Origin of the sequence: Gilliamella sp. W8123 (genome assembly GCF_016101085.1) — a bacterium.
Lineage (GTDB): Bacteria > Pseudomonadota > Gammaproteobacteria > Enterobacterales > Orbaceae > Gilliamella > Gilliamella apis.
The window spans coordinates 144,401-171,350 of sequence record NZ_JACFRE010000004.1; the positions used below are offsets into that span (position 1 = coordinate 144,401).

At 35.2% G+C, this 26,950-nt stretch carries 26 protein-coding genes; 11 read left to right on the forward strand and 15 right to left on the reverse strand.

All coding sequences use genetic code 11. The features are described from left to right. Nucleotides 1-12: 12 nt before the first annotated feature. Nucleotides 13-1,734, forward strand: a complete 1,722-nt coding sequence (locus H3T56_RS06545; protein WP_198192308.1) for a thiamine pyrophosphate-dependent enzyme — start codon at nucleotides 13-15, stop codon at nucleotides 1,732-1,734. 105 nt (nucleotides 1,735-1,839) lie between these two features. On the opposite strand, the gene edd is transcribed toward H3T56_RS06545, so the two are convergent. The 13 genes from edd to H3T56_RS06610 all read right to left on the reverse strand — a co-directional run bounded on the left by edd (nucleotide 1,840) and on the right by H3T56_RS06610 (nucleotide 15,199). Then, nucleotides 1,840-3,645 (reverse strand): phosphogluconate dehydratase, encoded by a 1,806-nt coding sequence (edd, locus tag H3T56_RS06550; RefSeq protein ID WP_198192309.1) that lies wholly within the window; start codon nucleotides 3,643-3,645, stop codon nucleotides 1,840-1,842. Between the two features lie 41 nt (nucleotides 3,646-3,686). Continuing rightward, nucleotides 3,687-4,214 carry a gluconokinase, GntK/IdnK-type gene (locus H3T56_RS06555; protein WP_065577874.1) on the reverse strand — a complete coding sequence of 176 codons (528 nt, stop codon included), beginning with the start codon at nucleotides 4,212-4,214 and terminating at the stop codon, nucleotides 3,687-3,689. 448 nt (nucleotides 4,215-4,662) lie between these two features. Further along, entirely contained in the window at nucleotides 4,663-5,916 is a 1,254-nt protein-coding gene (gene agp, locus H3T56_RS06560; protein ID WP_198192310.1) for a bifunctional glucose-1-phosphatase/inositol phosphatase, read from the reverse strand. 226 nt (nucleotides 5,917-6,142) lie between these two features. Continuing rightward, nucleotides 6,143-7,303: an N-acetylglucosamine-6-phosphate deacetylase gene (gene nagA / locus H3T56_RS06565; RefSeq protein WP_198192311.1), complete on the reverse strand. Its 1,161-nt coding sequence runs from the start codon at nucleotides 7,301-7,303 to the stop codon at nucleotides 6,143-6,145. Next, complete coding sequence (gene agaF / locus H3T56_RS06570) at nucleotides 7,293-7,730, reverse strand: PTS galactosamine/N-acetylgalactosamine transporter subunit IIA (RefSeq protein ID WP_198192312.1); 438 nt, start codon at nucleotides 7,728-7,730, stop codon at nucleotides 7,293-7,295. The genes nagA and agaF overlap by 11 nt, the downstream gene beginning before the upstream one ends. Before the next feature lie 8 nt (nucleotides 7,731-7,738). After that, nucleotides 7,739-8,635: a PTS system mannose/fructose/sorbose family transporter subunit IID gene (locus tag H3T56_RS06575; protein ID WP_065614705.1), complete on the reverse strand. Its 897-nt coding sequence runs from the start codon at nucleotides 8,633-8,635 to the stop codon at nucleotides 7,739-7,741. Continuing rightward, a complete protein-coding gene (agaW, locus tag H3T56_RS06580; protein ID WP_065614704.1) occupies nucleotides 8,625-9,407 on the reverse strand; it encodes a PTS N-acetylgalactosamine transporter subunit IIC in 783 nt (260 codons plus the stop codon). Before agaW ends, H3T56_RS06575 begins: the two co-directional genes overlap by 11 nt. Nucleotides 9,408-9,423: 16 nt before the next feature. Next, nucleotides 9,424-9,912 (reverse strand): PTS N-acetylgalactosamine transporter subunit IIB, encoded by a 489-nt coding sequence (agaV, locus tag H3T56_RS06585; RefSeq protein ID WP_065577868.1) that lies wholly within the window; start codon nucleotides 9,910-9,912, stop codon nucleotides 9,424-9,426. Between the two features lie 44 nt (nucleotides 9,913-9,956). After that, the gene (locus H3T56_RS06590; protein ID WP_065577867.1) at nucleotides 9,957-11,123 is read right to left on the reverse strand and encodes an SIS domain-containing protein; all 1,167 of its coding nucleotides are present in this window, start codon (nucleotides 11,121-11,123) and stop codon (nucleotides 9,957-9,959) included. A gap of 51 nt (nucleotides 11,124-11,174) precedes the next feature. Beyond that, complete coding sequence (gene agaR / locus H3T56_RS06595) at nucleotides 11,175-11,957, reverse strand: transcriptional repressor AgaR (protein ID WP_065577866.1); 783 nt, start codon at nucleotides 11,955-11,957, stop codon at nucleotides 11,175-11,177. Nucleotides 11,958-12,349: 392 nt separating this feature from the next. Further along, complete coding sequence (locus H3T56_RS06600; protein ID WP_198192313.1) at nucleotides 12,350-13,510, reverse strand: ABC transporter permease; 1,161 nt, start codon at nucleotides 13,508-13,510, stop codon at nucleotides 12,350-12,352. After that, nucleotides 13,507-14,643, reverse strand: coding sequence for an HlyD family secretion protein (locus H3T56_RS06605; protein ID WP_198192314.1), 1,137 nt, complete (start codon nucleotides 14,641-14,643; stop codon nucleotides 13,507-13,509). Before H3T56_RS06605 ends, H3T56_RS06600 begins: the two co-directional genes overlap by 4 nt. 58 nt (nucleotides 14,644-14,701) lie before the next feature. Beyond that, nucleotides 14,702-15,199: a MarR family winged helix-turn-helix transcriptional regulator gene (locus H3T56_RS06610; RefSeq protein ID WP_198192315.1), complete on the reverse strand. Its 498-nt coding sequence runs from the start codon at nucleotides 15,197-15,199 to the stop codon at nucleotides 14,702-14,704. 462 nt (nucleotides 15,200-15,661) lie between these two features. On the opposite strand from H3T56_RS06610, the gene rplU reads away from it, so the two are divergent. From rplU to cgtA, 4 genes are all read left to right on the forward strand, one after another. After that, nucleotides 15,662-15,970 carry a 50S ribosomal protein L21 gene (rplU, locus tag H3T56_RS06615; RefSeq protein WP_065577863.1) on the forward strand — a complete coding sequence of 103 codons (309 nt, stop codon included), beginning with the start codon at nucleotides 15,662-15,664 and terminating at the stop codon, nucleotides 15,968-15,970. A gap of 15 nt (nucleotides 15,971-15,985) precedes the next feature. Further along, nucleotides 15,986-16,246 carry a 50S ribosomal protein L27 gene (gene rpmA / locus H3T56_RS06620; RefSeq protein ID WP_034883716.1) on the forward strand — a complete coding sequence of 87 codons (261 nt, stop codon included), beginning with the start codon at nucleotides 15,986-15,988 and terminating at the stop codon, nucleotides 16,244-16,246. A gap of 87 nt (nucleotides 16,247-16,333) precedes the next feature. Then, a complete protein-coding gene (locus H3T56_RS06625) occupies nucleotides 16,334-17,299 on the forward strand; it encodes a DMT family transporter (protein WP_198192316.1) in 966 nt (321 codons plus the stop codon). Then, on the forward strand, nucleotides 17,299-18,465 hold the full coding sequence (gene cgtA / locus H3T56_RS06630) for an Obg family GTPase CgtA (RefSeq protein ID WP_198192317.1): 1,167 nt from the start codon (nucleotides 17,299-17,301) through the stop codon (nucleotides 18,463-18,465). Before H3T56_RS06625 ends, cgtA begins: the two co-directional genes overlap by 1 nt. Nucleotides 18,466-18,801: 336 nt before the next feature. Here the strand turns inward: cgtA and smrB are convergent, their stop codons facing one another. Further along, nucleotides 18,802-19,347 carry an endonuclease SmrB gene (gene smrB, locus H3T56_RS06635; protein ID WP_086353772.1) on the reverse strand — a complete coding sequence of 182 codons (546 nt, stop codon included), beginning with the start codon at nucleotides 19,345-19,347 and terminating at the stop codon, nucleotides 18,802-18,804. Nucleotides 19,348-19,354: 7 nt separating this feature from the next. Further along, nucleotides 19,355-19,993 (reverse strand): endonuclease III, encoded by a 639-nt coding sequence (gene nth / locus H3T56_RS06640; protein WP_110452986.1) that lies wholly within the window; start codon nucleotides 19,991-19,993, stop codon nucleotides 19,355-19,357. 262 nt (nucleotides 19,994-20,255) lie between these two features. Between nth and putP the strand changes: the two genes are divergently transcribed. The 6 genes from putP to hisS all read left to right on the forward strand — a co-directional run bounded on the left by putP (nucleotide 20,256) and on the right by hisS (nucleotide 26,940). Further along, nucleotides 20,256-21,749, forward strand: a complete 1,494-nt coding sequence (putP, locus tag H3T56_RS06645; RefSeq protein WP_086321202.1) for a sodium/proline symporter PutP — start codon at nucleotides 20,256-20,258, stop codon at nucleotides 21,747-21,749. 51 nt (nucleotides 21,750-21,800) lie between these two features. Further along, nucleotides 21,801-23,072: a tyrosine--tRNA ligase gene (gene tyrS, locus H3T56_RS06650; protein WP_199283287.1), complete on the forward strand. Its 1,272-nt coding sequence runs from the start codon at nucleotides 21,801-21,803 to the stop codon at nucleotides 23,070-23,072. Nucleotides 23,073-23,076: 4 nt separating this feature from the next. Next, nucleotides 23,077-23,943: a pyridoxal kinase PdxY gene (gene pdxY / locus H3T56_RS06655; RefSeq protein ID WP_065614695.1), complete on the forward strand. Its 867-nt coding sequence runs from the start codon at nucleotides 23,077-23,079 to the stop codon at nucleotides 23,941-23,943. Between the two features lie 58 nt (nucleotides 23,944-24,001). Further along, nucleotides 24,002-24,442: a RodZ family helix-turn-helix domain-containing protein gene (locus H3T56_RS06660; RefSeq protein ID WP_065577855.1), complete on the forward strand. Its 441-nt coding sequence runs from the start codon at nucleotides 24,002-24,004 to the stop codon at nucleotides 24,440-24,442. Between the two features lie 86 nt (nucleotides 24,443-24,528). Further along, on the forward strand, nucleotides 24,529-25,638 hold the full coding sequence (ispG, locus tag H3T56_RS06665) for a flavodoxin-dependent (E)-4-hydroxy-3-methylbut-2-enyl-diphosphate synthase (RefSeq protein ID WP_198192318.1): 1,110 nt from the start codon (nucleotides 24,529-24,531) through the stop codon (nucleotides 25,636-25,638). A gap of 24 nt (nucleotides 25,639-25,662) precedes the next feature. After that, entirely contained in the window at nucleotides 25,663-26,940 is a 1,278-nt protein-coding gene (gene hisS, locus H3T56_RS06670; protein ID WP_086356660.1) for a histidine--tRNA ligase, read from the forward strand. Nucleotides 26,941-26,950 lie beyond the last annotated feature (10 nt).

Below are 26,950 nucleotides of genomic sequence, written 5' to 3' on the forward strand. Positions count from 1 at the left end.
TGAGGAGACCGTATGTCATCAAAAAAATCAGTTGCACAGATTATTGTTGATGTTTTAGCTCAAGCCGGTGTGAAACATTGTTATGGTATTGTTGGTGATACATTAAATCAGATTACTTCCGCTATTAAAAAAAGTGATATTGAGTGGGTACATGTTCGTCATGAAGAAGTTGGCGCTTTTGCTGCTGGCGCTGAAGCCTATTTGACCGATCAAATAACAGCATGTGCTGGTTCTTGTGGACCGGGAAGTTTACATTTTATTAATGGTATTTATGAAGCACAACGTAATAAAGTACCGCTTATTTTATTGGCTAGTCAGTTGGTTACTTCTCAACAAGGAACGGATTTTCCTCAAGAAGTTGACTTTGAAGCAGTTTATAAAAACTGTTCTGTATTTTGTCAGCAAATTACTGATCCAACTCAAGCAAGGCGAATTACCACTGCAGCAGTTCAAGCCGCGATTAATCAGCGTGGTGTTGCTGTTTTAGTTATTCCTTACAATATTAGTTTAACTAAAGTCGAGGATAACAGTGAATACAATATCTATCATCCGAATCCTATAATTCGTCCATCTGATGATGAGTTGGCTAAAATTTCTAAAATTTTAAATGAAAATAGTAAAGTGACAATTTTTGCAGGGCATGGGGTATCAGACGCTCATGATGAGTTAGTTGATTTAGCTCATAAATTAAAATCACCGATAGTCCACACATCAAGAGCTAAAGATTTTGTTGAATATGATAATCCTTATAATGTTGGTATGACCGGTATGTTTGGTATGGCGTCTGGAGCAACGGCTATTAAAGATTGTGACGTGCTTTTAATGTTAGGCGTTGATTTTGCATGGTCTCAGTTTTATCCAGATAATGCAATAATTATTCAGGTCGATATCGATGCTACCCATCTAGGTCACCGCCATAGCGTAGAGGTTGGTGTAGTTGGGGCAAGCAAACCAACTTTAGCGGCATTATTACCACTAGTTGACGAAAAAACAGATACGACATTTTTGGATAAATGTTGCGAATTACACACTAAAGCAATCGATAAATTAAATAAAAAAGCGATACCATCAAAAGCCGTTATTCATCCACAATATTTAACCGAATTGATTGATAAATATGCTAATGATGATGCGGTACTTTGTGCTGATGTTGGTTCGGCGATGGTTTGGGCATGTCGCCATTTCTCAACCAATGGTAAAAGACGTACCGTTATTAGTTTAAAACACGGCACTATGGCCAATGCGATGCCACAAGCATTGGGTGTGCAAAAAGCCTTTCCTCATCGTCAAGTTATTACCTTATCCGGGGATGGTGGTATTAGTATGCTATTAGGTGATTTATTGACTACAATTCAGGAGAATCTACCCATCAAAGTTATCGTACTAAATAATAGTTCACTTAATTTTGTTGAATTAGAACAAAAATCGGAAGGGCTTGTCGATCACTATACTGATTTAAAAAATCCTGATTTTGCTAAAGTTGCCGATGCAATGGGATTGTATTCAATTAGAGTTGATAATTCTGATTTGCTTGAAGCGGCCGTGCAATCATTCTTGGCCCATCCTGGTCCAGCTTTATTAGATGTTAAAACAAGCGAGTATGAATTAGTTATGCCGCCAGAAATACATAGTTCACAAGTGATGGGAATGGCGCTTTATAGTGTAAAAGCATCATTGCATGGCAAAATGAAAGATGTGGTTAATTTGTTGGTGGATAATTTTGTTAAAAAATAAATCACTAAGTTAACAATTGAGTATTATCTTAAAAAATTTTGAGGAAAGGGGTTTTTTAGCCTAATTTTAACGATATCTGCCGCATATGGCGGCAGATAAGTTGAATTAAAAGCTAACGGCTCCTTCTTCTGCTGAAGTAAGATTCTCTCGAATAACCGAATAAAGTTCTCGACCAAAGCCTTGATGTGAATCGGTTAGATCGATTGGTTCTGCTTGTCGCATTGCTAGTTCCGCTTCGTCGACCAATAATGTGATTTCACCAGTTTGACCGTTGACACGAATCATGTCGCCTTGTTGTACTTTGCTTAACAATCCTCCAGCATAAGCTTCAGGTGTGACATGAATTGCGGCTGGTACTTTACCTGAGGCGCCAGATAAGCGGCCATCAGTTAATAAGGCAACTTTATAACCGCGATCTTGTAACACGCCCAATGGTGTTATTAATTTATGTAGTTCCGGCATCCCGATAGCTTTTGGACCTTGATAGCGTACAACTACAACACAATCTTTATTGAGGTTACCGGCTTTATATTCTGCATCTAAATCATATTGACTATTAAAAACTACGGCAGGAGCTTCAATAATTTGATGCTCTGCGGTAACAGCAGATGTTTTCATTATGGCTCGACCTAAATTGCCTGACATGACCTTTAGCCCACCATGGGAATTGAAAGGCTTTTTGATTGATGCAATCACATTTTCATCTAAAGATTTAGTAGGGCCTTCACGGAAAATTAGTTTGCCATTTTCTAAAATTGGTTCTTTGGTATAACGGCTTAGTCCACGCCCCACAACGGTTTCAACATCTTCATGTAATAAGCCGCCAGCTAATAATTCTCTTACAAGTAATGACGTTCCACCAGCCGCTTGGAAATAATTGATATCAGCAGGTCCATTTGGATATATTCGACTAAGTAGCGGTACAACAGTTGATAAATCAGAAATATCATCCCAATTAATAATAATACCAGCAGCTTTAGCCATAGCAACAATATGCATGGTTAGGTTGGTTGACCCACCTGTTGCTAATAGAGCAACTAAGCCATTAACAATGACTTTTTCATCAACCATTTTACCTATAGGCATATAATTACCTGATTGGTTAGTTAAGCGCGTAATTTGTTTTGCCGCGGCATTTGTTAATTCATAACGTAATGCTGTTTCTGGATGTACAAAGGCTGCGCCAGGTAAATGTAAACCCATCAATTCGATGACCATTTGGTTACTATTCGCTGTACCATAGAAAGTACAGGTTCCGCTAGAATGGTATGATGCAGATTCAGATTCTAATAGATCTTCACGTGAGGCTTTTCCTTCCGAATAAAGTTGGCGAATACGAACTTTTTCTTTATTCGATAGGCCTGATGGCATTGGTCCTGAAGGGACAAAAATAGCCGGTAAATGCCCAAAAGATAGCGCTCCAATAAATAACCCGGGTAAAATTTTATCGCAAACGCCAAGATAAAGAGCACCATCAAACATATTATGCGACAAGCCAACCGCAACTGACATTGCAATAACATCTCGGCTCATGAGTGAAATTTCCATTCCGGGTTCACCTTGTGTTACTCCATCACACATGGCGGGTACCCCACCGGCCATTTGACCAACAGCACCTATTTCATGTAATACTTTGCGAATTTGTTCGGGGTAAGATTCATAAGGTTTATGTGCAGATAACATGTCATTATAAGAACTGATAATGCCGATATTGCTTTTTAGTATATTTTTAAGATCATTTTTATCATCTAAACAGCAAGCGGCAAAGCCGTGTGCTAAGTTGCTACAAGGTAAACTTGCTCGAGTGACTTTTTTTAACATAGCGTGTTCTATTTTTTGTAAATAAGCCTCACGTGATGCTTTAGAACGATTAATAATACGCTGCGTTACAGCTAAAATAGTGGAATTCACATTAACCTCTCCGATCTTTTTTATTTTTTATTGTTATAAATTTATTCACAATTACATATTGAATTAATAACCTGCGTAGTTTCATTAATAACATCAATTAGCGATTGTTCAATATTGATAGCATAGACATCTTTTTCATCGGCAGTAGGTTCTTCTAAGGTGTCAAATTGTGACTGTAACATGCCAGATTTTTGGTAATGTCCTTTACGTTCAGCTAGACGCTGTGCAATAACCGCAAAACTTCCTTTTAGGTAAATAAAGTGAATATTTTTATTTTCGCCACGAATAATATCTCGATATTGTTGTTTTAATGCGGAACAAATTATGATCGAAACATCATTGACGTTACTCATCGCAAATGCGGCGTTACTAATTAGATTTAGCCACGGCAGTCTATCTTCATCATTTAGCGGAATACCGCTACGCATTTTTAATATATTGGCTTTGGGATGTAAAAAGTCGCCATCTAAAAAAGCCGCATTTAGGTTATCGGCAATTTGTTTAGCAACAACTGATTTACCACTTCCGGATACCCCCATAAAAATGAAAATATTTTTCTTCTCGGTCATTAGTTTATTCTCTAAACCACTCTGTTACGGGTAACATTTTGTCACTATATTCTTTTATTGCAATATAAAAAAGTTTCTTTTGTGACCTAGATCATATTTTTATTTGCGACCCAAAAATACTCATCTGGCTATTTTTCTTTGTTTTATTGCATTCACTATGATTTATAGCCATTTTCGGAAACTAAGTTAAAGTGAATGTACAGGGGCTTGTAGAAATGAAACTAGTTGCTAGTTAACGATTTGAAAATAATTTTTATAATCAAAATATTATATCTATGTTGATTAAATTAGTTATTGAAGTTGTGGTAAACTTTTTCTTTAGATAGTGTGTAGACTTTGATAAGTCATGATTTAAGTATAGATTACTAATATAACTGTTAAATAATAAATTTTTGATTGTATGCCCAAATTTTTATTAAACCTAAGCATACAATCAATATATCAAGCATTATTTAGTAACATCATTCATGATTTGTTTAAATGTTGAAAATGAACAAAAACCATCTTTATTAGTTGGACAATTTTCCATTTCTAATACAATTTTTTGCGGAGGAGTTTTCCTATTTAATTGGGTCAAATTACGAATTTGATCGGTTGACTGATAAAAATATTCAATTTTCATTAATGCTTCGCCAGTCTTGTTATCGCGCCATTTTTGAAATACAACTTTTCCACCAATTGGCGTAGTTTCAAATTGATTTGCCAGTGTATACGACTTAATTTTTATGGCGGAAAATAGTGATGCAACATTTGAGTCATGGCCGACTAAAAATGTAAATTTGCTTTTGTTGTTTTTTTCTGAAAATGTTTGATTGATATAATTAACTAAATTGGCTGCGATTTGTTTGGCTACAACAGGCGAACCAAATAATACGGTATTATAATTTTCTTTGATAGCGACTAATTTTTCAAACTGCTCGTTATTCTTTATTTTACCCCAGGCTATATCGGTTAATGGTGCCCCTTCGTAATATTGTAAAATAAAGGCATCCGCAATTGATGTTCCAGTACGAAGAGGACCTGTTATACCTGGTTCTTTGCCTTTTTCAATAATAAGTTTAGTTGGTAAAGCAGTAAAATCACATTGTTTATCATTTAAACAATTTGCCGAATTTGCGTAATTGATTATTTTGGACATGTCATTATAGGCGTTATCCAATTTTTTATTTAATCCTTCAATACCATTTGTATCAGCAATTTGATTGATTGATGCAATGGCAGACTCTTTAAATGTTGAGCTATCATCTTTAATTACAGGAAAGAATGTAGGATCCATAGTGCCTAATTTTTCTTTATGAATAATTGGGACAATGCAACCAGGAAAAGCGCCAACCGCAAAGTACTGACCAGTTGCGATAGTTCGTTGTAAGCTATTAGTATAAATATATACTTCTTTTTCTGTTGGACATGTATTTTCGCTTAATAATTTATTATCAACTAACCATTCACTAAAATAATGTCCAAAATAACTTTCTAATACTCCACCTCGGGTAGTTAAATAACTAGCAGGTGTATCCCATTGTGGCCATTGATTAGGGGTTACTTTACCTAAAGTACTATTTGGACTAGCTAATGGAGCTCGCAATCCATGACGGCTGAAAACCACCACTTGTTCTAATGTATAATTATCTATTGTTTCTAATGCTTGTGTTGAGAAAGATAAAGCAAAAGATAGGCCTAATATTAATTTTAATTTTCGCATAAATAACCTCTTAAGTAACGTTCGAGGAGATAAGATCACCATGATATTGCTTATGATAAGTAGGAGGTAAACACCAATAATTATTTCAATCAAATAGTATATTTTTACTCTATATTACTTATCGATCCTTATATAATAAGAGGAAAGAAAATGGATTTAATAGATATGTAGACGCCTACACGATTAACCCTTATACCTCTTATTTTATTAAAAAGCGTATAGTTTTTTAAATCAAAATATTGCTAAGATCATCTGATGTTTGATAAACAACATTACCATTTATAATGGTTGCAACAATTTGATTATCATCATTTAATAATACTAAATTGGCTAATTTGTTTGGCGCAATACTACCTAAAGTATCATCAATCCCTAATGCTTTAGCTGGATAATAACTACCATGTAACCAAGCCTGTTCGAAAGGTATATTAGTATAATCAGCAAAATTAGTTACCGCACGCTCAAGGGTCAACGTGCTACCAGCTAAACCACCATTGTCAGTCCGAACAACATCATCTTGCATATGTACTAGTAATTTTCCTAAATAATAATCGCCATTTGGCATTCCCGTTGCTTGCATTGCATCGGTAATTAGTAACAGATTTTTTCCACAACATTTATGGGCGATTTTAATCGCTGCTGGATGAACATGGTGGCCATCGGCGATAATTTCAGTTTGACAGTTATCGATACTTAATGCTGCACCAACAACGCCCGGTTGTCTATGATGTAATCCAGACATGCCGTTATAGCAATGTACCACGCCGCTTGCGCCAGCTAATATTGCATCTTTAATTGTTTGATAGTCGGCATTAGTATGTCCTAACATAACGCGGATTTTTTGTTCATTTAACCACTTGATAATAGAGAGGGCATTGGGGTATTCTGGTGCTAAAGCTATACATTTCAAAGTTCCTTCAGCTAGCGATAACCATTTTTCAATTATTGCACGATCTGGTGCACATAGAAACTCTTCCGGATGAGCGCCCTTATGTATATCACTAAAAAAAGGCCCTTCTAAATACGAACCTAATAATGTGGCACCTGAAACGCCTTTTTTTATACTGTTTTTAACTTGTATTAATGCAGCTTCAATCTTTTCATAACTTTCAGTTACTGTTGTTGCTAAAAAAGCACCAACACCACGTTGTGCTAAAAAACAGCTTATGGTATTTAATGATTCATGAGTAGCATCCATAGTGTCAGCGCCCATGACGCCATGAATATGGGTATCTATGAGCGCTGGTAACAGTTTTATTTGGTTCGTACAAGGTTTCTCACTAGGTTGAATATCAATAATTTTTCCATTATTAATACTGATAATTGCATTATCAATCCAACCAACAGGTGTTAAAACCTTTTCAGCACAAATTTGTTTAAATTCCATCAGAACATTCCTTATCAATAGTTGACTGTTTTTGATGTTCATGCCATAAGCTAGTTATTGTTTGCCTACCATTTTCAATAGTTTCTTGACGAATGGTTGTAATATCTAAATTTTCACGTAGTAACAAAATTTCAAGTAAAAGCGGCATATTAATACCACCAATTACTTCAATATTTGGGTGTTGATAACTTAAAATCGCCGCTAATCGAAATGGAGAACCGCCGACAATATCTGTTAAAAACAAGACACCATCACCACTATTAGTTTCTTGATATGCTTGGTGCAATTGTTCCTCTAATTGTTCACTACTCATACCATCAGGAAAATTTATAGCCGTAAATTGTGGTTGTTTACCAATAATTTGGGTGGCGGCTTCGTAAAGCCCGGTAGCAAAGCTACCGTGACCTGTTAATATTATCCCTAACATAATTTCCTCTATAAAAATCCAACTAATTTACCTACAACACCAATAATAACGGTTAATCCAATTAATTTTACTGGTGAGAAATTACGTTTCATTAAACTATAAACAATTAAGGTAAAACCAAGTGGTAATATATTTGGCATCAATTTATCTAATACATCAGCTTGTAGCGCAACATGAGCCTGTCCTGCATTTATTTCTAACGGTGTAGATAAATGTACATACGAAGCAACTAATGCTCCTATTACTGTCATACCAATTATAGATGCAGCATGTGAGATACGTTTTGTGTGTGTTTTTAATAAAGGTAAAGCACTGGTACCGGCATGATAACCATAATGAGCTAAACCAAAACGTAAACCAAAATGCACAATATTAAACATTAGTAGGAAAATTATTGGTCCAAAAAAGCTACCTTCTAAAGCTAACGATGCACCAATTCCAGCACATATTGGTAGTAAAGTTAACCAAAATAATGCGTCACCGATTCCACCTAATGGTCCCATTAACGCCACTTTCACTGCGCGTATAGTTGAAATATTTTCTTTGCCTTTCTCCATGGCAAGAACTAACCCTGAAAGGAAAGTTACGTCAAAAGGATGGACATTAATAAATTCCATATGCATATGCATCGAATTTTTAAGGTCATCTTTGTTTTTATGTATTTTACGTAATGCTGGCAAGATAGTATAAAGCCAACCTCCAGCTTGCATACGTTCATAGTTGAACGATGCTTGTAAAGCAAGAGAACGAAATGCCATTCGGTTAATATCACCTTTGGTTAGTGTTACATCTTGGCTTTGATCATAAAAAGTATCGGCTGTGGCTTTGCTTGTCGCTAATGCTTGTTCCATACGTTTTGCTTCTTTCTCGGCCATTTTTTTATCATGATCGTTATTAAATTCCATCTTCCACCTCCACTGAATCTGAGCTTACTGGCTTGTTACTATCGTTGTTTTCACGGCCATAATTAAAGAAATCAATCATTGCTATAGCTAAAGCGCCTAATGCAATTGCTAAAATTGGCAAATTAAGGAAAGTCACACCAAGAAAACCTAAAATGAAATAAGCAATATAGGTTTTTTTCATCATAATTTTCATTAGCATTGCAAAACCGATGGCAGGCATCATACCTCCAGCAACACTAAGACCATCAAGCAACCATTGTGGTGATTTCTGAACTAGTGCTGTTGCTGCATCAGCACCAAAGTAGATAGGTAAGAAAGCAACAATAAAATAGAAACCAAAAAGAATAATCATACCAAGATAGTTAACCCATTCAATTCCTTTAAAATTGAGTTGATCAACGAAACGATCACATTTATGCATCATTGGTGAGTATATGGTGAATAAAATAGTGATACATCCTTGAACTGCAATAGCAAATGGTACGGCAATACCTATTGCAACTTTAGGATCTGCATGAGTTAAGATTGCAAAACTAGTACCTATCACACCACCGATAACCACATTAGGTGGTTGTGCCCCTGCTAACGGTACCATTCCCATCCATACCAGTTCTAATGATCCTCCAACATATAAACCGGTTGTAACATCACCTAAAATTAATCCAACTAACGGCCCTATTACGATCGGTCTGTGTAAATGAGTCAGGCCATCAAATAAATCTACGCCAGCTATACCGGCTAGAAGTCCAATTAATAATGCATCCATTAACATAGTATGCTCCCTTAAGTTAAGATAGATTGATTAAATCCGCTATTTTTTCGCCAGCTTCATCAGGTACTCGGCGGATTTCACAAGTTACGCCTAATTGTTCAAGTTCTTTAAATGCTGCGATATCTGATTCATCGACAGAAACTGTTTTATGAATTTGTTTTTTACCTTCGGAAAAATGCATATTGCCAACATTGACAAATTTGATTGGTACGCCGCCTTTAACGAGGGTTAATACATCTTGTGGTGTTTTACAGACAATGAAAATTTTTTGCCTTTCTGCTGCTTTGCCAATAATGTCGATAGTTTTTTGTAAGGTAAAATAACGAGTTTGAATGCCTTCAGCGACAACCATGTCCATTAGATTTTGTTGGACTGGATCTTGCGAAGCACTGTCATTGGCGACTAATAATAGATTCGCACCAAGTGCATTAACCCAAGTTACGCCAACTTGACCATGAACTAAACGATTATCGATACGTGTCATAAGAATATTAGGTGTGCTCATTGCTATTAAGTCCTTTTGTTTATTTGTTTAACATATTCAGATGATTAATTTTTATTAAATGGATAAATATTAACGCCTTTTACTACTCGATTGACTTCTCCTGTTGGACAAGGGTTATCTGGAGTCAATCCAAGATAAAGTGATTTTTCAAACGCTAACATTTGTGCGAAAACTAGATAAGGAAATATCAACCAACAATCAGGGAGTTTGCTATCCACCGATAATATTTGTTGATCAATACTCTCTTGACTTGTTAGTGCAATGACGTCAGCAGCAATTTTGTCATGAACAAGTTCATTAAATAGGTCAATATCGTATTGGTGAACATATGGTTCGCTTGAGAAAAAACAGACAACTAAACTTTTTTTATCAACCATAAATTTTGGACCATGACGTAGTCCTAATATTGAATCGAAGCGGGTTGCTACTTTACCGGCGGTTAATTCTAAAATTTTTAATGCAGATTCTTGTGCAATACCTGTGAAGCAGCTACTACCAACATAGATAACGCGATCATGTTCTTTACCAGCTAACTGTTTGGTTATTGATTGCCAGCTTGAAAGCTTCTCTTCACAAATACTGGCAATTTCCATTACTGCATTGTGTGCTTTTTCTAAATCAACATTGTCTAGCAATAAAAGGGTGGCAAGCATCATACTACTAATACTCGATGTCATTGCGAAACTTAAGTCATGAGTTCCTTCAGGCATGACCAGATGTAAAATACGCTTAGAATTATTTTCTTTTGCCGCATACTCTGTTAATGCGCAGGTTGGGTTACAGGTTAAAAATAGATGATAACAGTCAGAAACTATTTGATCAGCTAATTTGACTGCAGCAACACTTTCTGGACTATTTCCGGATCGCGCAAATGAGACAATTAACGTTTTTTTATTTGGTGATAAATATTGCTGAGGATTAGTGACAATCTCTGTTGTAGCATAAGCGTGAACGTTACGATGAGTCTGTTCTCTTAGCCATGGTGCTAGAGCAACACCACCAAAAGCGGATGAGCCTGCTCCGGTCAAAATTATTTCTAGATTTGGATCGGAAAGTAAAGGTTGTAAAAATGATTGTAACTGATTTTGCTTTTGTAAAATGATTTGTAATAAATTTCGCCAAATTTGTGGTTGTTGACAAATTTCTTTCGCAGTATGTTGAGCTCCGTGTTGTTCTAACCAATCTAACGAATAATTCAAATATTTTTGCATAATCTATATCCTTCTATATCCTTTTTAATCATTTCAATAAATTTATAACGTTTAATCATCTACAATTACTACATTTATTCCTAATTTATGTAATTGTTCTAGATAATCTTTTGGAATTTTTGTATCAGTAATTAGGGTTTTAATTAGATTAATTTTTTCAATCGTACAGAAACTTTTACGACCGAATTTTGTTGAGTCAGTCATTGCGATAATTTGCCCAGAAACTTGACACATTACTCTGTTAACATTGGCTTCACCGAAATTTGGTGTTGTAATACCAGCATCTAGATCAAAACCATCAACACCTAAAAAAAGCTTGTCAAAATGGTACATTCTTAATTGTTGTTCTACTGTAGGACCGGAAATGGAGTAAGCTTTTTTTCTGATGTTACCACCAGCAATAATTACTTCTATGTCGTTATTAGTTGATAATTCATAGGCAATATTTACAGCATTAGTAAAGACAATTAAGTTCTTTTTGTTACGTAAATAGGGAACCATAGCTGCTGTTGTCGATCCTGAATCGAGAATGATTCGGTCTCCATCATTAACCATTTCAGCAGCTCGCTGAGCAATTTTATTTTTTATGATCGAATTGATACGGCTTTTGTCTAATAATGGCTTATCCAATGCAAAGGATTTATTTAACATTGCGCCGCCATAACAGCGCAATATACAGCCTTTTTCTTCAAGGTGTCTTAAATCGTTTCGGATGGTAACGCTAGATACTTTAAATAATTTACTTAATTTATTAACTGATACGGTATTCTCTGTATCGAGTAAATGAATAATTTTTTCTCTACGCTGCAAAGTATTGATTATTTCTTTATTCATTTTTACCACTCGTTCAACTTTCATTCCTTTATTAAATTTAAACATAGATAAGGGATCGAAAAATGATAGATAGGTCACAAAACTGATTATAAAAGGAAAAATTGAAATATTATTTTCATTTGAAACGAAACGAAAGGTTTCAATGTGAAAGGTAAACAATAAAAAGAATATTAATGTTATTATTCAAAATATTAACATAAAATAGAAATCACATAAAAGAAAGTAAACTAAACAATAAATGAATATTCGCTTTCACTGTTTAATGTGATCTATATCACAAATTTATGAATGTAATTGATTATAAGGTTGTTAATTGAAAATTATAATCAAGAGAATACTGCAGTTGATATTGAAACACCGATTGGTGTTTCAATAATTTATGAGGTTATTTTTTATTCTGGTTGGCTATTTTTACTGCGATTAACAAACATCATTACGACGAAAGCAATAATTGTTAAATAGATAATGAAAATACCATATGTAGATAGCATATCGATAAATGAACGTCCGCGGATGCCTATATCACGAAAAAAGCGAAATAACCAAACTAATGGAAAGGCATGACTAACATAAAATGCCCATATTGGCATAATACCTACAGCCATGGTTGAACCACCCATAATAAAGCCGGGAGGGACAAGGAAAATCATTTTACTAGCTCCTTCGCCAGGATGGTTAGTTTTCCAAGATAGTAGTAAACCTAACCAACCAAAAGCTAAACCAGTCATAAAAATGCTTGGTACGAAAGTAAAATAGTTACCATCAAAGCGTAGTTGACCGAATATTACCAGTATTGCCGTGATTAAGGTTAAAGCCGTTGTATAAAATAGGGCATAAGGCACTGTTCTGGCTAATAATGGTAAAAAACCACGTTCAATTACTGTATTCCACATCCCCATGGTCTTTAATCGACCAATAATCATTAACGAGGTTAAACCATAGGTTAATGATGAAAAGAAGTAAACAAAATAGATAATAGTGGATATTGTTGATGAACTAGCTGGATTAAACATGGTTCTCGTTTTTAATTGCATTGGTGATAAGGTCGCTTCTGTTGCTTCTCGACCTAGTCCTAATGCTGCGACTTTACCAACACTTAATTCTGCACCTGATTCAGGGATAATTTCATTCAGGCTTTGCATTACTTTAGCATTTTGGGCATCATTTGAGTCATCAGCAAAATAACCTAATTTAACCGTCTGATCACCTTTTTTTAACGATTTTTCTAACCCTTTAGGGATATATAACACGCCTAAATTACGATCATGAGAAACCAATGTAATTGGATTAACTGGCGATCGAATCACTTCTGTTATTTCAATAAATGGTGACGTATTTACCTTACTGATTAATTCAGTTGAATAATTAGAACCATCAAGATCAATAACGGCGATTTTTCCTTCAAAAACTGAACCATGGCTCAGAACAATTGAAAAAATAAGTGATACGATTGCTGCTAAACCTAAGCACACTTTATAATAAGGAATGAAGTGGCCTGATAACATAGCATCAAGCTCTTCAAGCATAGATTTAATGATGTTTTGTCGCATCATTGATCAACCTCAATTGTCATACCGGTTAATAGTTGTGGAATAGATTCCATATAGATTCTGACTTGGTAAGATGTTAAATCAGCCTGTCCTCGTTCTCTAGTCATGCGTAAGTCAGCAAATGATGGCGCAGCAGTTGCAAATCGAACGGTGCCTTTTACGGTTTTATCTAATGCGATAACATTCGCCTTCACCTTTGTGCCTGGTTGATAATCATTGACCATTTTTTCATTAACATAGATATCGACATATTTGCGATCAGTTTCTAATAATATAGCTGGTGCTCCAGCAGGTGCCATCTCACCATCTTCAAACATCAGTTTTAGAACTTTACCATCTTCTGGCGCAACTAATGTTAGTCGATCGTAATTGACTTGTAATTGTTTTAAATCAGCTTGAGCTTGTGCTAATTGCGCTTTAATTTGAGCAAGCTGATTTTGACGATTTTGCAGTTTTTGTCGATCAATAGTAATCGATTGCAATGTCATACCTGTGGCATTTCTAGTTTGTTCAAACTGGTTAATTTGGTCTGGAGTTGCGCCAATCATTAAGGTTGATAATTGGCTTTCAATCTGTACAACCTGCATTTTGGTACTAATGTAGACATTTCGTGCAGCGTCAAGTTGTGATTGAGAAGTACCGCCCGTTTTTCTTAATTGAGTATGGCGTTGAAATTCAGTATTAGCTAGATCACGAGCAGACTTTGCCGCTTCAAGGTTAGCTTTAACTTCCTCAATTTTTCGCCAAGTTGATAACTCATTAAGATTGATTTCATTTTCAGTGATTTCGATTGCTGCTTGTTCTTGATTAACAGCAGCAGTTTGACTATCAACTAATGCTTGCAAGCGAGCAATTGATAGCTTGGTATCAATATCTTCAAGTTGCATTAATGGGTCGCCTTTTTTAACGAATTGTGATTCTTGGACAAAGCGTTTAATTACTTTTCCACCTACATTTTGAAAGGCAACATTGATTTCATCAGCGGTTAATACCCCTGATTTGATACTTTTAGCAACAGTTACTGCATCATTTCTTGAACCAAGACAAATTAATGTAGATCCAAATAGAAGTAGCAATAAAAATATAGCAGGAATTTTAATGTTTTTGGGTAAATTTAAGTTTAATTTATTTTTCATTTATTTAGTCAGCTAAGTATATTGTTAAAATATCATGATTATGAATAATTATTGGCAATTATTTACGCAATAATTTGCGTAACATTGCAATTAAAGATTCCTGCTCTTGTGGATTTAAGACTTGAGCAAAAGCACGAATCGATTTTAAGTGATTAGGTAATGCCTTTTGGATAAGATTTTCCCCAGTTACAGTAAGGGTGATTAGTCGAGAGCGGCCATCTTCTCCACTTTTGGTCATCGATATTAAAGGATCGGGTGCTGCTAACATTCGTTTCACCATTACCGAAACGGTTGCTGGTGTTACGCCAACTCTTAATGCTAACTCGCTAGCGCAAGTTTCTCCTTCACTATATAGTGACATTAACAAGGCAAATTTTCCTTCAGATACATCATAATCTTTGGCTAGTTGTGCATAAATATTTGATCGAATTAAATCGGCGGTGGTGATTAAACTTAAGACAAGATCAACGCCTGAAACCTCAATAATTTCATCATTAAATCTTTGTGCTTTTGCTAAAGTTTCGCGAGAAGGAAGTATTCTTGAATTGTAATTCAATTGTCATTACCTAATTTATTTAGTCGGCTAATTATACTTATTTACCACTAATTGGCAATCCTTTTTTATGGCTATTTTAATGTACTAATTGAATTAGTTATTTTCAGTGCTATCGTAAATTTTTTTGAGAAAAGTATAAGTAATGTTATATAGTTGTTCATGTTAACTTTTATATATGGATTTTTTTTCATCAATAGTTGTTTGAATTGATAATAACTATACTAATAGTTATAGTCCCTATTATTTTTAACAATCAATATTGTTCAAATAAATAATAATTTAACTATATTGTAGTGTGAAAATTGCTGGTCTAAGATCTTTTTTGTGACTTTTTGCGATCTTTTATTAAACAGCGCTTGCAACAAGCATAAATTTTGCGTAAAATTCACGCCCTATAAGATTAATCAATGCAGACATATATTTTTAATCAGGAATCGTCTGCTTTTTATTGCGGAGTTAAGTATGTACGCAGTTTTCCAAAGTGGTGGTAAACAACACCGAGTTAGCGAAGGACAAGTCGTTCGCTTGGAAAAAATTGAAGTCGAAACAGGTTCAGAAGTTGTTTTCGATAAAGTTTTAATGGTAGCAAATGGTGAAGACATCAAAGTTGGTGCTCCGTTTGTTGAAGGTGCAACAATTAAAGCAGAAATTGTTGAACACGGTCGTGGCGAGAAAGTGAAAATTGTTAAATTCCGTCGTCGTAAACACTATCGTAAACAACAAGGTCACCGTCAGTGGTTCACTGATGTGAAGATCACTGCAATCGCTTAATAGGAGTATCGAACAATGGCACATAAGAAGGCTGGTGGTTCATCACGTAATGGTCGTGATTCCCAGAGTAAACGTTTAGGTGTTAAACGTTATGGTTCTCAAGAAGTTCTTGCGGGTAACATTTTAGTTCGTCAACGTGGAACTCAATTCCACCCAGGTACTAACGTAGGTTGTGGTCGTGATCATACCCTATTCGCTTTAGTTGATGGACAAGTTAAGTTCGAAGTTAAAGGACCTAAAAATCGCCGTTATGTTAGTGTAGTTGCTAACAGCTAATAAATTAGCGGTTTAAGAAGTTATAGAAGCCTCACAGTTATTGTGGGGCTTTTTTCATTTCTTGAAATTTATATAAATTAATTCATTATGATAAAACAGCAAAATGTTAAATTAGGTTTTGCATTAGCCATGTTAACAGCCGTTATGTGGGGACTAGTGCCAATTGCTATGAAATATGCATTAGTTGTTATTGATCCATTAACATTAGCTTGGTCACGATTAAGTATCTCAGCTATCGGTATTACACTATGGCTGGCTTATAAAAAACAGTTTCCTAATTTAGCTATGTTCAAAAAACGTCGCCGTTTTATCTTATTGATGATTGCTGGATTTGGTCTACTCGGTAATTTTGCACTTTTTGCCACAGCTGTACAATATTTATCTGCAACTACAGCGCAAGTTGTTAGTCAAACTGGTATTGTTATATTTATGATTTCAAGTGCTTTTATTTTCAAGGAGAAATTAAGACCCACTCAAATTATTGGTATTACCATATTATTAATTGGGTTAGGATTGTTTTTTAATGAAAATTTAGCCGATCTTTTTGCTAATATGTCTTCATATGGCATAGGTGTTTGGCTGGCCTTACTGGCTTCTATCTCATGGGCATGTTATGCGTTAGCACAAAAAGTATTATTAAAAAAATTACGAGCAGAACAGCTACTTTGGTTGATTTATCTTATTTGTAGTATTTTTTTATGGCCTCTAGCATCACCAACGAAAATAGCCAGTGCTGATTTTAGCCAATTGTTTGCTATTATTTTTTGCGGGTTGAATACTATTATTGCTTATGGTGCTTTGGTTATGGCCATGGAACGTTGGCAAGCAGCACAAGTAAGTGCAATAACCACATTAACACCACTTTTTGCACTGATTTTTTCAGATTTATTTGCTTTACTATGGCCAGAAAAGTTCGCAATGCAATATTTAAATATTTTAGGTTATATTGGCGCAGTATCTGTGGTCGCTGGGGCAATGTTTGCAACAGTTGGACACCATTTATGGCAACCAAGAAAAGGCTGGCTAATTAACCGCAATAAAGAGGACAAATAATGAAATTTGTAGATGAAGCTTCAGTTCGCGTCGAAGCTGGTGACGGTGGTAATGGCTGTGTTGGTTTCCGCCGTGAAAAATATATACCTAAAGGTGGTCCTGATGGTGGCGATGGTGGCGATGGTGGTGATGTATTTTTTATTGCTGATGAAAATCTAAATACACTTGTTGATTTTCAATTTGAAAAAAACTATCGCGCTGAACGTGGTCAAAATGGCCAAGGTTCAGATTGTACCGGTAAAAGAGGTAAAGATATTACCGTTAAAGTACCAGTTGGCACGCGTATAACCGATAAATATACCGGTGAAATTATTGGTGATCTCACTCATCATCAACAAAAAGTTCTGGTTGCTAAAGGTGGTTTTCATGGACTGGGTAATGCCCGTTTTAAATCCTCAGTCAACCGTGCTCCACGACAAAAAACCGATGGTACGCCTGGTGAAAAACGCGATGTGTTATTAGAATTATTACTGCTAGCTGATGTGGGTATGTTAGGGTTACCTAATGCTGGTAAATCAACATTTATTCGCAGTGTTTCAGCAGCAAAACCAAAGGTAGCTGATTATCCATTCACAACTTTAGTACCGAGTTTAGGTGTGGTTAGAATGGATAATGAACAGAGTTTTGTGGTTGCCGATATTCCTGGGTTGATAGAAGGCGCATCAGATGGTGCAGGGCTTGGCATTCGTTTTTTAAAACACCTTGAACGTTGCCGTGTGTTAGTGCATTTAATTGATATTGCGCCAATTGACGGTTCAGATCCGATTGAAAACGCCAAAGTTATCATCCAAGAACTACATCAATATAGTGAAAAGTTAGCCAATAAACCGCGTTGGTTAGTGTTCAATAAGATGGATGTATTAGGCCGCGAAGAAAGTGAAAAACGAGCAGCCGAAATTGCCCAAGCTTTAAATTGGGATGATAAATATTATGTTATTTCGGCAGTTAACCGTGAAGGTGTAAAAGCACTATGCTGGGATTTGATGGAGTATATCAATGCGCATCCTCGGGAGACCGAAGAAGAGAATAATTCCCCTGAAAAAGTCGAATTTATGTGGGATGATTATCATCAACAAGTAATGGATGATGCATTTGATGATGACGATGATTTTGATGATTGGGATGAAAGTGATGAAGAGGGTGTTGAGTTTATCTATCAAAAATAAAACTATTCCCAAAAGTTAATTATAATGGTTTGTTTATAGTTAAATATTCCAACAAGCAGGGGCAAATCACCCTGCTCTTCTCAATTATATTCCTTATAAAAACAAAATGTTAATATAAAAACACATGTTAAACTGACAAAATTTTGTCATTTTTTTGAAAATAGTCAAAAAAATAACTTGCTTTTAATAATGAGAATGATTATCATTCAGTTGTACTTTGTTAGAGCGTCGAAAGACTTCTAAAAAAGTATGACATTGCTCACATTGCTTCCAATGTTTGCCAGCCTAGTAAAACTAAGCTGGCTTTTTTATTGTTTACTATATATCTATTAGTAATTATCTTAGATTAACTGATGGATTATTGATATCAAATAAAACTAATAATGCCGCGTTACCACCAAACTCTTTTGGTGCTTGATGGAAACAAATTACATGTGGATGTTGGGCTAACCACATTGGCGTTTGTTTTTTTAATATGTTTTTTCCATGTCCATACATAATACAAGCACAATTGGCATTTTCACGTAAACAAGCAGCAATAAGTGCAGCGATTTCTTTTTTTGCCTCTTGCTGAGTTAATCCATGTAGATCTAAAAAAAACTCGGGTAAATAAAATCCTCGTCGCAATTTTTTTAATTCATTAGTATCCGCATTTTCACGAATGTAACGAATAGGATCTTCTTGTAGTAGTGGTTGGTAATCATCAGAAAAGTAAAATTCATTATTTACTTTTTCATGTTGAAGCTTTTGATTATCAATTAGCTTTTGGGATCGTTTTACTGGTTTATGAATAACGGTATCTTGTTTAAGTTGTTTGGCATTCCCAATACTACTTTTAAACAAGTTGATATCTTCATCTTCTAATTTAAATTTATTTGGCATTGATTTTTTACTCTGGATAAACTTTTTCTTTATATTCACACAAATCTTCAATAACGCAAGATCCGCAGCGTGGCTTCCTAGCTATACAGGTATATCGACCATGTAATATTAACCAATGATGACAATTTATTTTATACTCATCTGGAACCACTTTAAGTAGTTTTTCTTCGACAGCTTCAACCGTTTTACCTGGTGCAAATCCTGTTCGGTTACTTACCCTAAAAATATGCGTATCGACAGCAATAGTTGGCCAGCCAAATGCGGTATTTAAAACTACGTTAGCTGTTTTTCTTCCTACACCAGGTAGCGCAATTAATGAGTCAAAATTTTCAGGCACTTCACCTTGGTATTTATCAACCAAAATCTGACAAGTTTTGATGATATTTTCAGCTTTACTATTATATAAACCGATGGTTCGGATATAATCTTTTAATTTATCGACGCCTAACGCCAAAATTTGTTCAGCGGTATTTGCGATAGCAAATAATGGTTTAGTCGCTTTATTCACACTAACATCAGTGGCTTGAGCTGATAATACGACAGCTATAAGTAACTCGAATGGTGTTTTATATACCAATTCAGTTGTAGGATCTTTAATATGCTCTTTTAATCTTTCTAAAATTTCAATTCGAGTTGATTGTTTCACAATATTTTATAAATAAAAAAGTTAATCAATATTATATACATTATATGATATTTTACCTTAGGATATATTGAGTTTTTATATAGGTTGAAACTATTAACAATGTATCTATTTAAAAAATTGAAGATATTTTTATTTTGTGGATTGAATTGTAATACTAGCTTTTATAGTTAAGATAGATATAGCAAAATCGCCAGCTTTTTAGCAGGGGCTTTTTATGATAAGCTAGCCAACTATTTTTTAATTTCATCGATCAAGGTTTATTATAAAAATGTCATTACCAATGATTGTCACCTTTGCTGTTTACATATTAGGAATGATTGCGATTGGTTTCTTTGCATTTCGTGCAACACGAAACTTTGGTGATTATATATTAGGTGGACGTCGCATAGGCAGTGTAGTTACTGCACTTTCTGCTGGTGCTTCTGATATGAGTGGTTGGTTATTAATGGGATTACCGGGTGCAGTATTCTTATTTGGTATCTCGCAAAGCTGGATAGCTATAGGATTAATAATTGGCGCTTATCTAAATTGGTTGCTGATTGCCGGTAGATTAAGAGTTTTCACTGAGATAAATCATAATTCATTAACTTTACCTGACTATTTTGCTCGTCGATTTGATGACAATAGTTCACTATTAAGAATTATTTCAGCAGTAATAATTTTAATCTTTTTTACCATTTATTGTGCTTCAGGTGTAGTTGCTGGCGCTAAATTATTTGAAAGTACATTTGGGCTTAGTTATGGCTGGGCAATGCTAGCAGGTGCTGGAGCGACAATTGCTTATACTTTTATTGGTGGTTTCTTAGCGGTAAGTTGGACCGATACAATTCAAGCAAGTTTAATGATGTTTGCTCTAATCTTAACACCAATTATGGTAATGATTAATGCTGGTGGTTTCACTGATGCAATGGCTAACATTCAATCATTAAATCCTGATTATACAAATATCTTTGCTCATATGGATTTGATTGCCATTATTTCATTGTTAGGTTGGGGACTTGGTTATTTTGGTCAACCACATATTTTAGCTAGATTTATGGCTGCTGATTCTCATGAAGTAATGAAAAATGCTCGTCGAATTAGTATGACATGGATGATTTTATGTTTAGCTGGCGCAATTACAGTTGGTTTCTTTGGTATTGCTTTCTTTGCCAATAATCCTAACTTAGCTTATCTAATTGATAATGGGAAACATGAACGTATTTTTATCGAATTATCTAAATTACTATTTAACCCATGGGTTGCTGGTATTTTGCTAGCAGCTATTCTAGCCGCAGTAATGAGCACCTTAAGTTGTCAATTATTGGTTTGTTCAAGTGCATTAACAGAAGATTTTTATCGTGCTTTTATCCGACCTAAGGCTAAGCAGCGAGAATTAGTTTGGGTTGGCCGTGTGATGGTGCTATTAGTTTCTGTTATTGCTATTTTATTAGCGATCAATCCTAATAACAGTGTGCTTGATTTAGTTAGCCATGCTTGGGCTGGTTTTGGTGCAGCGTTCGGTCCGATTGTTGTATTCTCGGTGTTTTGGGCTCGAATGACCCGCAATGGTGCATTAGCAGGTATGATAACTGGTGCAATTACGGTCTTGCTTTGGATTAATTTTAATTGGCTTAATTTATATTCACTAATTCCTGGCTTTTTATTTGCGTCAATAGCAATCATTATTTTTAGCTTATTAGATAAAAAACCGAACGAAATAGTTGAAGACCATTTCAAACAAGCGTATAAAAAATACCACAATAAAACAGTATAGAATTTAATTAAAGTAGAATATAAACGTAACAAATTTAATAGGTAAAATATCATGACAAAAAATGTGATCAAACAACTGCAAGAGCGTGGACTGATTGCTCAACTTACTGATGAAAAAGCGTTAATGGAACTGATTGAGCAAAATCCTATTGCACTATATTGTGGTTTTGATCCAACCGCTGATAGTTTGCATCTTGGTCATTTAGTTCCATTGCTTTGTTTGAAACGTTTTCAATTGGCTGGTCATAAGCCAATAGCTTTAGTTGGAGGTGCGACAGGATTAATTGGCGATCCAAGTTTTAAAGCTGTTGAACGTAAACTCAATACTGAAGATACGGTAATTGAATGGAGTGAAAAGATTAAACAACAAGTATCGCCATTTTTAGATTTTGAATGTGGTGATAACGCCGCTATTGTTGCCAACAACTATGATTGGTTTGGTGGCATGAATGTTTTATCTTTTTTACGAGATATTGGTAAATATTTTTCTGTTAATGCAATGATTAACAAAGAATCCGTTAAACAACGTATTGACCGTGATGAATCAGGTATTTCTTTTACTGAATTTTCTTATAGTTTGTTACAGTCTTATGACTTTGCAAGTCTTAATAAAGCACATAATGTTGTGTTACAAATTGGTGGTTCTGATCAATGGGGTAATATTACTGCTGGTATCGATTTAACCCGTCGTTTACACCAGAAACAAGTATATGGTTTAACTGTACCATTAATTACTAAATCTGATGGAACTAAATTTGGTAAAACTGAAAGTGGTGCTGTATGGCTAGATCCGAAAAAAACCAGTCCATATAAATTTTATCAATTTTGGATTAATACTGCTGATGCTGATGTTTATCGATTCCTTAAATTCTTTACTTTCATGTCATTGGAAGAAATTGATGCTTTGGAAGAAGAGGATAAAAACAGTGGCGTTGCACCTAGAGCTCAGTATGTCCTTGCCGAACAAGTGACTCGATTAGTTCATGGTGAAGAAGGACTAACAGCGGCAAAACGTATTACTGAAAGTTTATTTTCTGGTAAATTAACCGATTTATCTGAAGCTGATTTTGAACAATTAGCTCAAGATGGCATGCCAACAGCCAGCATTGAAGGTGATGTAGATCTACAACAAGCCATTGTTAATGCTGAATTTGCGCCATCAAGAGGTCAAGCAAGAACAATGATTGATTCCAATGCTATTTCCGTTAATGGTGAACGTAACTCAACAACAGATTATCGTTTTTCTGATAGTGATAAGTTATTTAATCGTTACACATTACTGCGTCGAGGTAAAAAATACTATTGCTTACTTATTTGGAGATGATTTCATGAAAAATATTTTATCGATTCAGTCTCATGTTGTATTTGGTCATGCAGGTAATAGTGCTGCTGTATTTCCAATGCGTCGTTTAGGTGTGAATGTTTGGCCATTAAATACAGTACAATTTTCAAACCATACTCAATATCGGCAATGGACTGGAACGGTAATGCCTGCATCTCATTTAACCGATATCGCTGATGGGATTAATGCTATTGGCGAATTACAACGATGTAATGCCGTATTAAGTGGCTATATGGGGTCACCAGAACAAGGTAATGCAATTATTGAAATTGTGAAAAAAGTAAAAGCTGAGAATCCTGAAGCAATTTATCTTTGTGATCCTGTAATGGGGCATCCCGAAAAAGGATGCTTTGTCGCTCCTGGTGTAGCAGAATTTTTATGTAATACAGCTTTACCCATATCAGACATGATGGCACCGAATATTTTAGAATTAGAAGAACTTAATGGTAAACAGCCGATTAATAATGTCAGTCAAGCAATCTCAGCATGCCGTTCAATTTGTGAAAAAGGGCCTAAAGCAATTTTAGTTAAACATTTAAGTCGAGCGGGCTATCAACAAGATCGTTTTGAAATGTTGTTAGTAACAGAAAATGAAGCTTGGCATATTGATCGGCCGTTAGTCGATTTTGGAGTCAAACAACCAGTTGGTGTTGGCGATATGACTAGTGGGTTATTTTTAGCAAATATTATGCTTGGTAAATCTATGGTTGAAGCATTTGAGCATACTACATCGGCGGTTTATGCGGTTATGCTTGAAACATTAAGACAAAATGAATATGAATTGCAATTAGTAGCCGCACAGAATGAAATAGAAACCCCTAAACAGTGGTTTAAAGCAAAAAGAATTGATTAATTGCGGAAATATGTAAAAATAACAAAAAATTGCGGATAGTAAGACAATGAGGGGATTAATGGAAGACAGTATTTCATTGGGTAAGATTCTTTCCGATTTAAGAAGTAATATGGGTTTATCGCAAAAAGATATTGCTGAACAAATTCATGTTAGAACGGCAGTCATTTCTGAAATTGAAAATGATCAGTTACTTCATGCCCCTTTTGTTTTTGTTAAAGGTTATATTCGTTCATATGCCAATATTGTTGGCTTATCAGCAGATGAGTATCAACCTCATCTCGAAATTTTAGCTAAACAATATTTAGTAAAAGAAACTAAAAAACCTAAACCGATATATAGTAAAACAAAACGTAGTAAGAAACCGTTCTTTTTTGGCTTGTTTGCTTTAGTTTGTGCATTAGGTGTTGGCTTATACTATGTCAATTCACAAAATAAAAGTAACTTTATTGAAGTTAGTCATTATATTTCTCCACAGCCTTCAGATCGCGTTAACAGTTAGCAAATTTTCTTATTCACATACAGACATTTGCCTTAAATCTTGTTAAGATTGCGTCCTAGTTATTTTGTAATATGATTAGGCATCTTATGAGTCATCAAGAGTCACCAATTATTAGGCGAGAATCAACCCGAATTTACGTTGGTAATGTGCCAATAGGCGGTGGTGCGCCGATTGCTGTGCAATCGATGACGAATACTCGAACGACCGATGTAGAAAAGACTGTAGCTCAAATTCAAGCTCTTGAGCGTGTAGGAGTTGATATTGTTCGAGTTTCTATTCCAACTATGGATGCTGCAGAGGCGTTTAAAATAATTAAGCAACAAGTAAAAGTTCCACTTATTGCTGATATTCACTTTGATTATCGCATTGCTTTAAAGGTTGCTGAATATGGTGTGAATTGCTTACGGATTAATCCTGGTAATATTGGTAATGAATCACGGATTCGCTCGGTTGTTGATTGTGCTAAGGATAAAAATATCCCGATCCGAATTGGTGTAAACTCTGGTTCGCTGGAAAAAGATATTCAGGAAAAATATGGCGAGCCGACACCTGAAGCGATAGTCGAATCTGCTATGCGACATGTAGATATACTTGATAGGCTAGGTTTTGACCAATTTAAGGTAAGTGTAAAAGCTTCAGACGTTTTTACTGCTGTTGATTCATACCGATTATTGGCAAAACAAATTAAGCAACCTTTGCATCTAGGAATAACCGAAGCTGGTGGAGTGCGTAGTGGTGCGGTAAAATCAGCGATTGGGCTTGGCTTATTATTATCGGAAGGGATTGGTGATACATTAAGAGTTTCCCTTGCAGCTGATCCAACGGAAGAAGTTAAAGTTGGATTTGATATTTTAAAATCGCTACGTATTCGAGCTAGAGGTATTAATTTTATTGCTTGCCCAACCTGTTCAAGGCAAGAGTTTGATGTAATTAGTACTGTTAATACATTAGAACAGCGACTAGAAGATATAATAACACCAATGGATGTATCGATTATTGGTTGTGTTGTGAATGGTCCGGGCGAAGCTTTAGTCTCTACAATGGGTGTTGCTGGCGGTCACAACAAAAGTGGTTTTTATGAAGATGGTGTGCGCATAGGGCGTATTGATAATGAACAAATGATAGATGAGTTGGAAGCTAAAATTCGTGCTAAGGCATCAATTTTAAAAAATAGAATTGCAACAACTGAACTATAACTTTATTAGATAGCGAATAAACAAATGGCAGAGAAAAAAATCCAATCAATACGGGGAATGAATGATTTACTCCCGAATGAAAGTGCAACATGGCAACAAATTGAAAAAATTGTTAAAGGTGTACTAAATAGTTATGGTTATAATGAAATTAGAACACCAATCGTTGAAGATACAGCACTATTTAAACGTGCAGTTGGTGAAGTTACCGATATTGTTGAAAAAGAGATGTATACTTTTAATGACCGTAATGATGAAAGTATTACTCTCCGCCCTGAAATTACAGCTGGTTGTGTACGAGCTGGTATTGAACATGGTCTATTTTATAACCAAGAACAACGACTATGGTATTTAGGGCCTGCATTTCGTTATGAAAAACCGCAAAAAGGGCGTTATCGTCAATTTCATCAATTTGGTGTTGAAGTCTTTGGCCTTGAAGGACCTAATATTGATGCCGAGCTTATCTTATTAACAGCACGTTTTTGGAAAGCACTTGGTATTGAAGAGCATACAACACTTGAACTTAATTCTATTGGTTCAGTTGAAGCAAGAGCAAATTACCGTAATGCTTTAGTCAGTTTTCTTGAGCAACATAAAGATAAATTAGATGAAGACTGTTTACGTAGAATGTATACTAACCCATTACGGGTGTTAGATTCAAAAAATCCTGTTATTCAAGAATTACTTAATCAAGCACCAAAATTATTTGATTATTTAGATGAAGAATCTAAACTTCATTTTGATGGTTTGTGTCAATTATTAGATAGTGCAGGAATAAAATATAATATTAACCAAAGATTGGTGCGTGGTTTAGATTATTATAACCGTACCGTTTTTGAGTGGGTAACGAATAGTTTAGGGGCTCAAGGTACAGTTTGTGGCGGTGGACGCTATGATGGTCTAGTTAGCCAACTTGGAGGACAACCCACACCAGCAGTTGGTTTTGCCATGGGGGTTGAACGTTTGGTATTATTAGTACAAGCAGTTAATCCTTCATTAAATCGAGATAGTTCAATTGATATTTATATGATATCTTCGGGGGATGAAAAAACGATAGCTGCAGCTCAAAAAATGGCAGAAGTACTCCGTGATGGGTTAACTGATAAGCGAATTGTGACTAATTACGGTAGTAGTAATTTTAAAAAACAATTTGCCAAAGCGGACAAATTAGGTGCTAAAATAGCTGTAATTATTGGCGAAAACGAAATTACTAATCAATCAGTTACAATTAAAAATTTACAAACAGGCGAACAAGTTGAAGTTGCAGAAAAAGAGATTGTTCAAACTTGTTTGGCAATATTGTAAATTAAGGAAA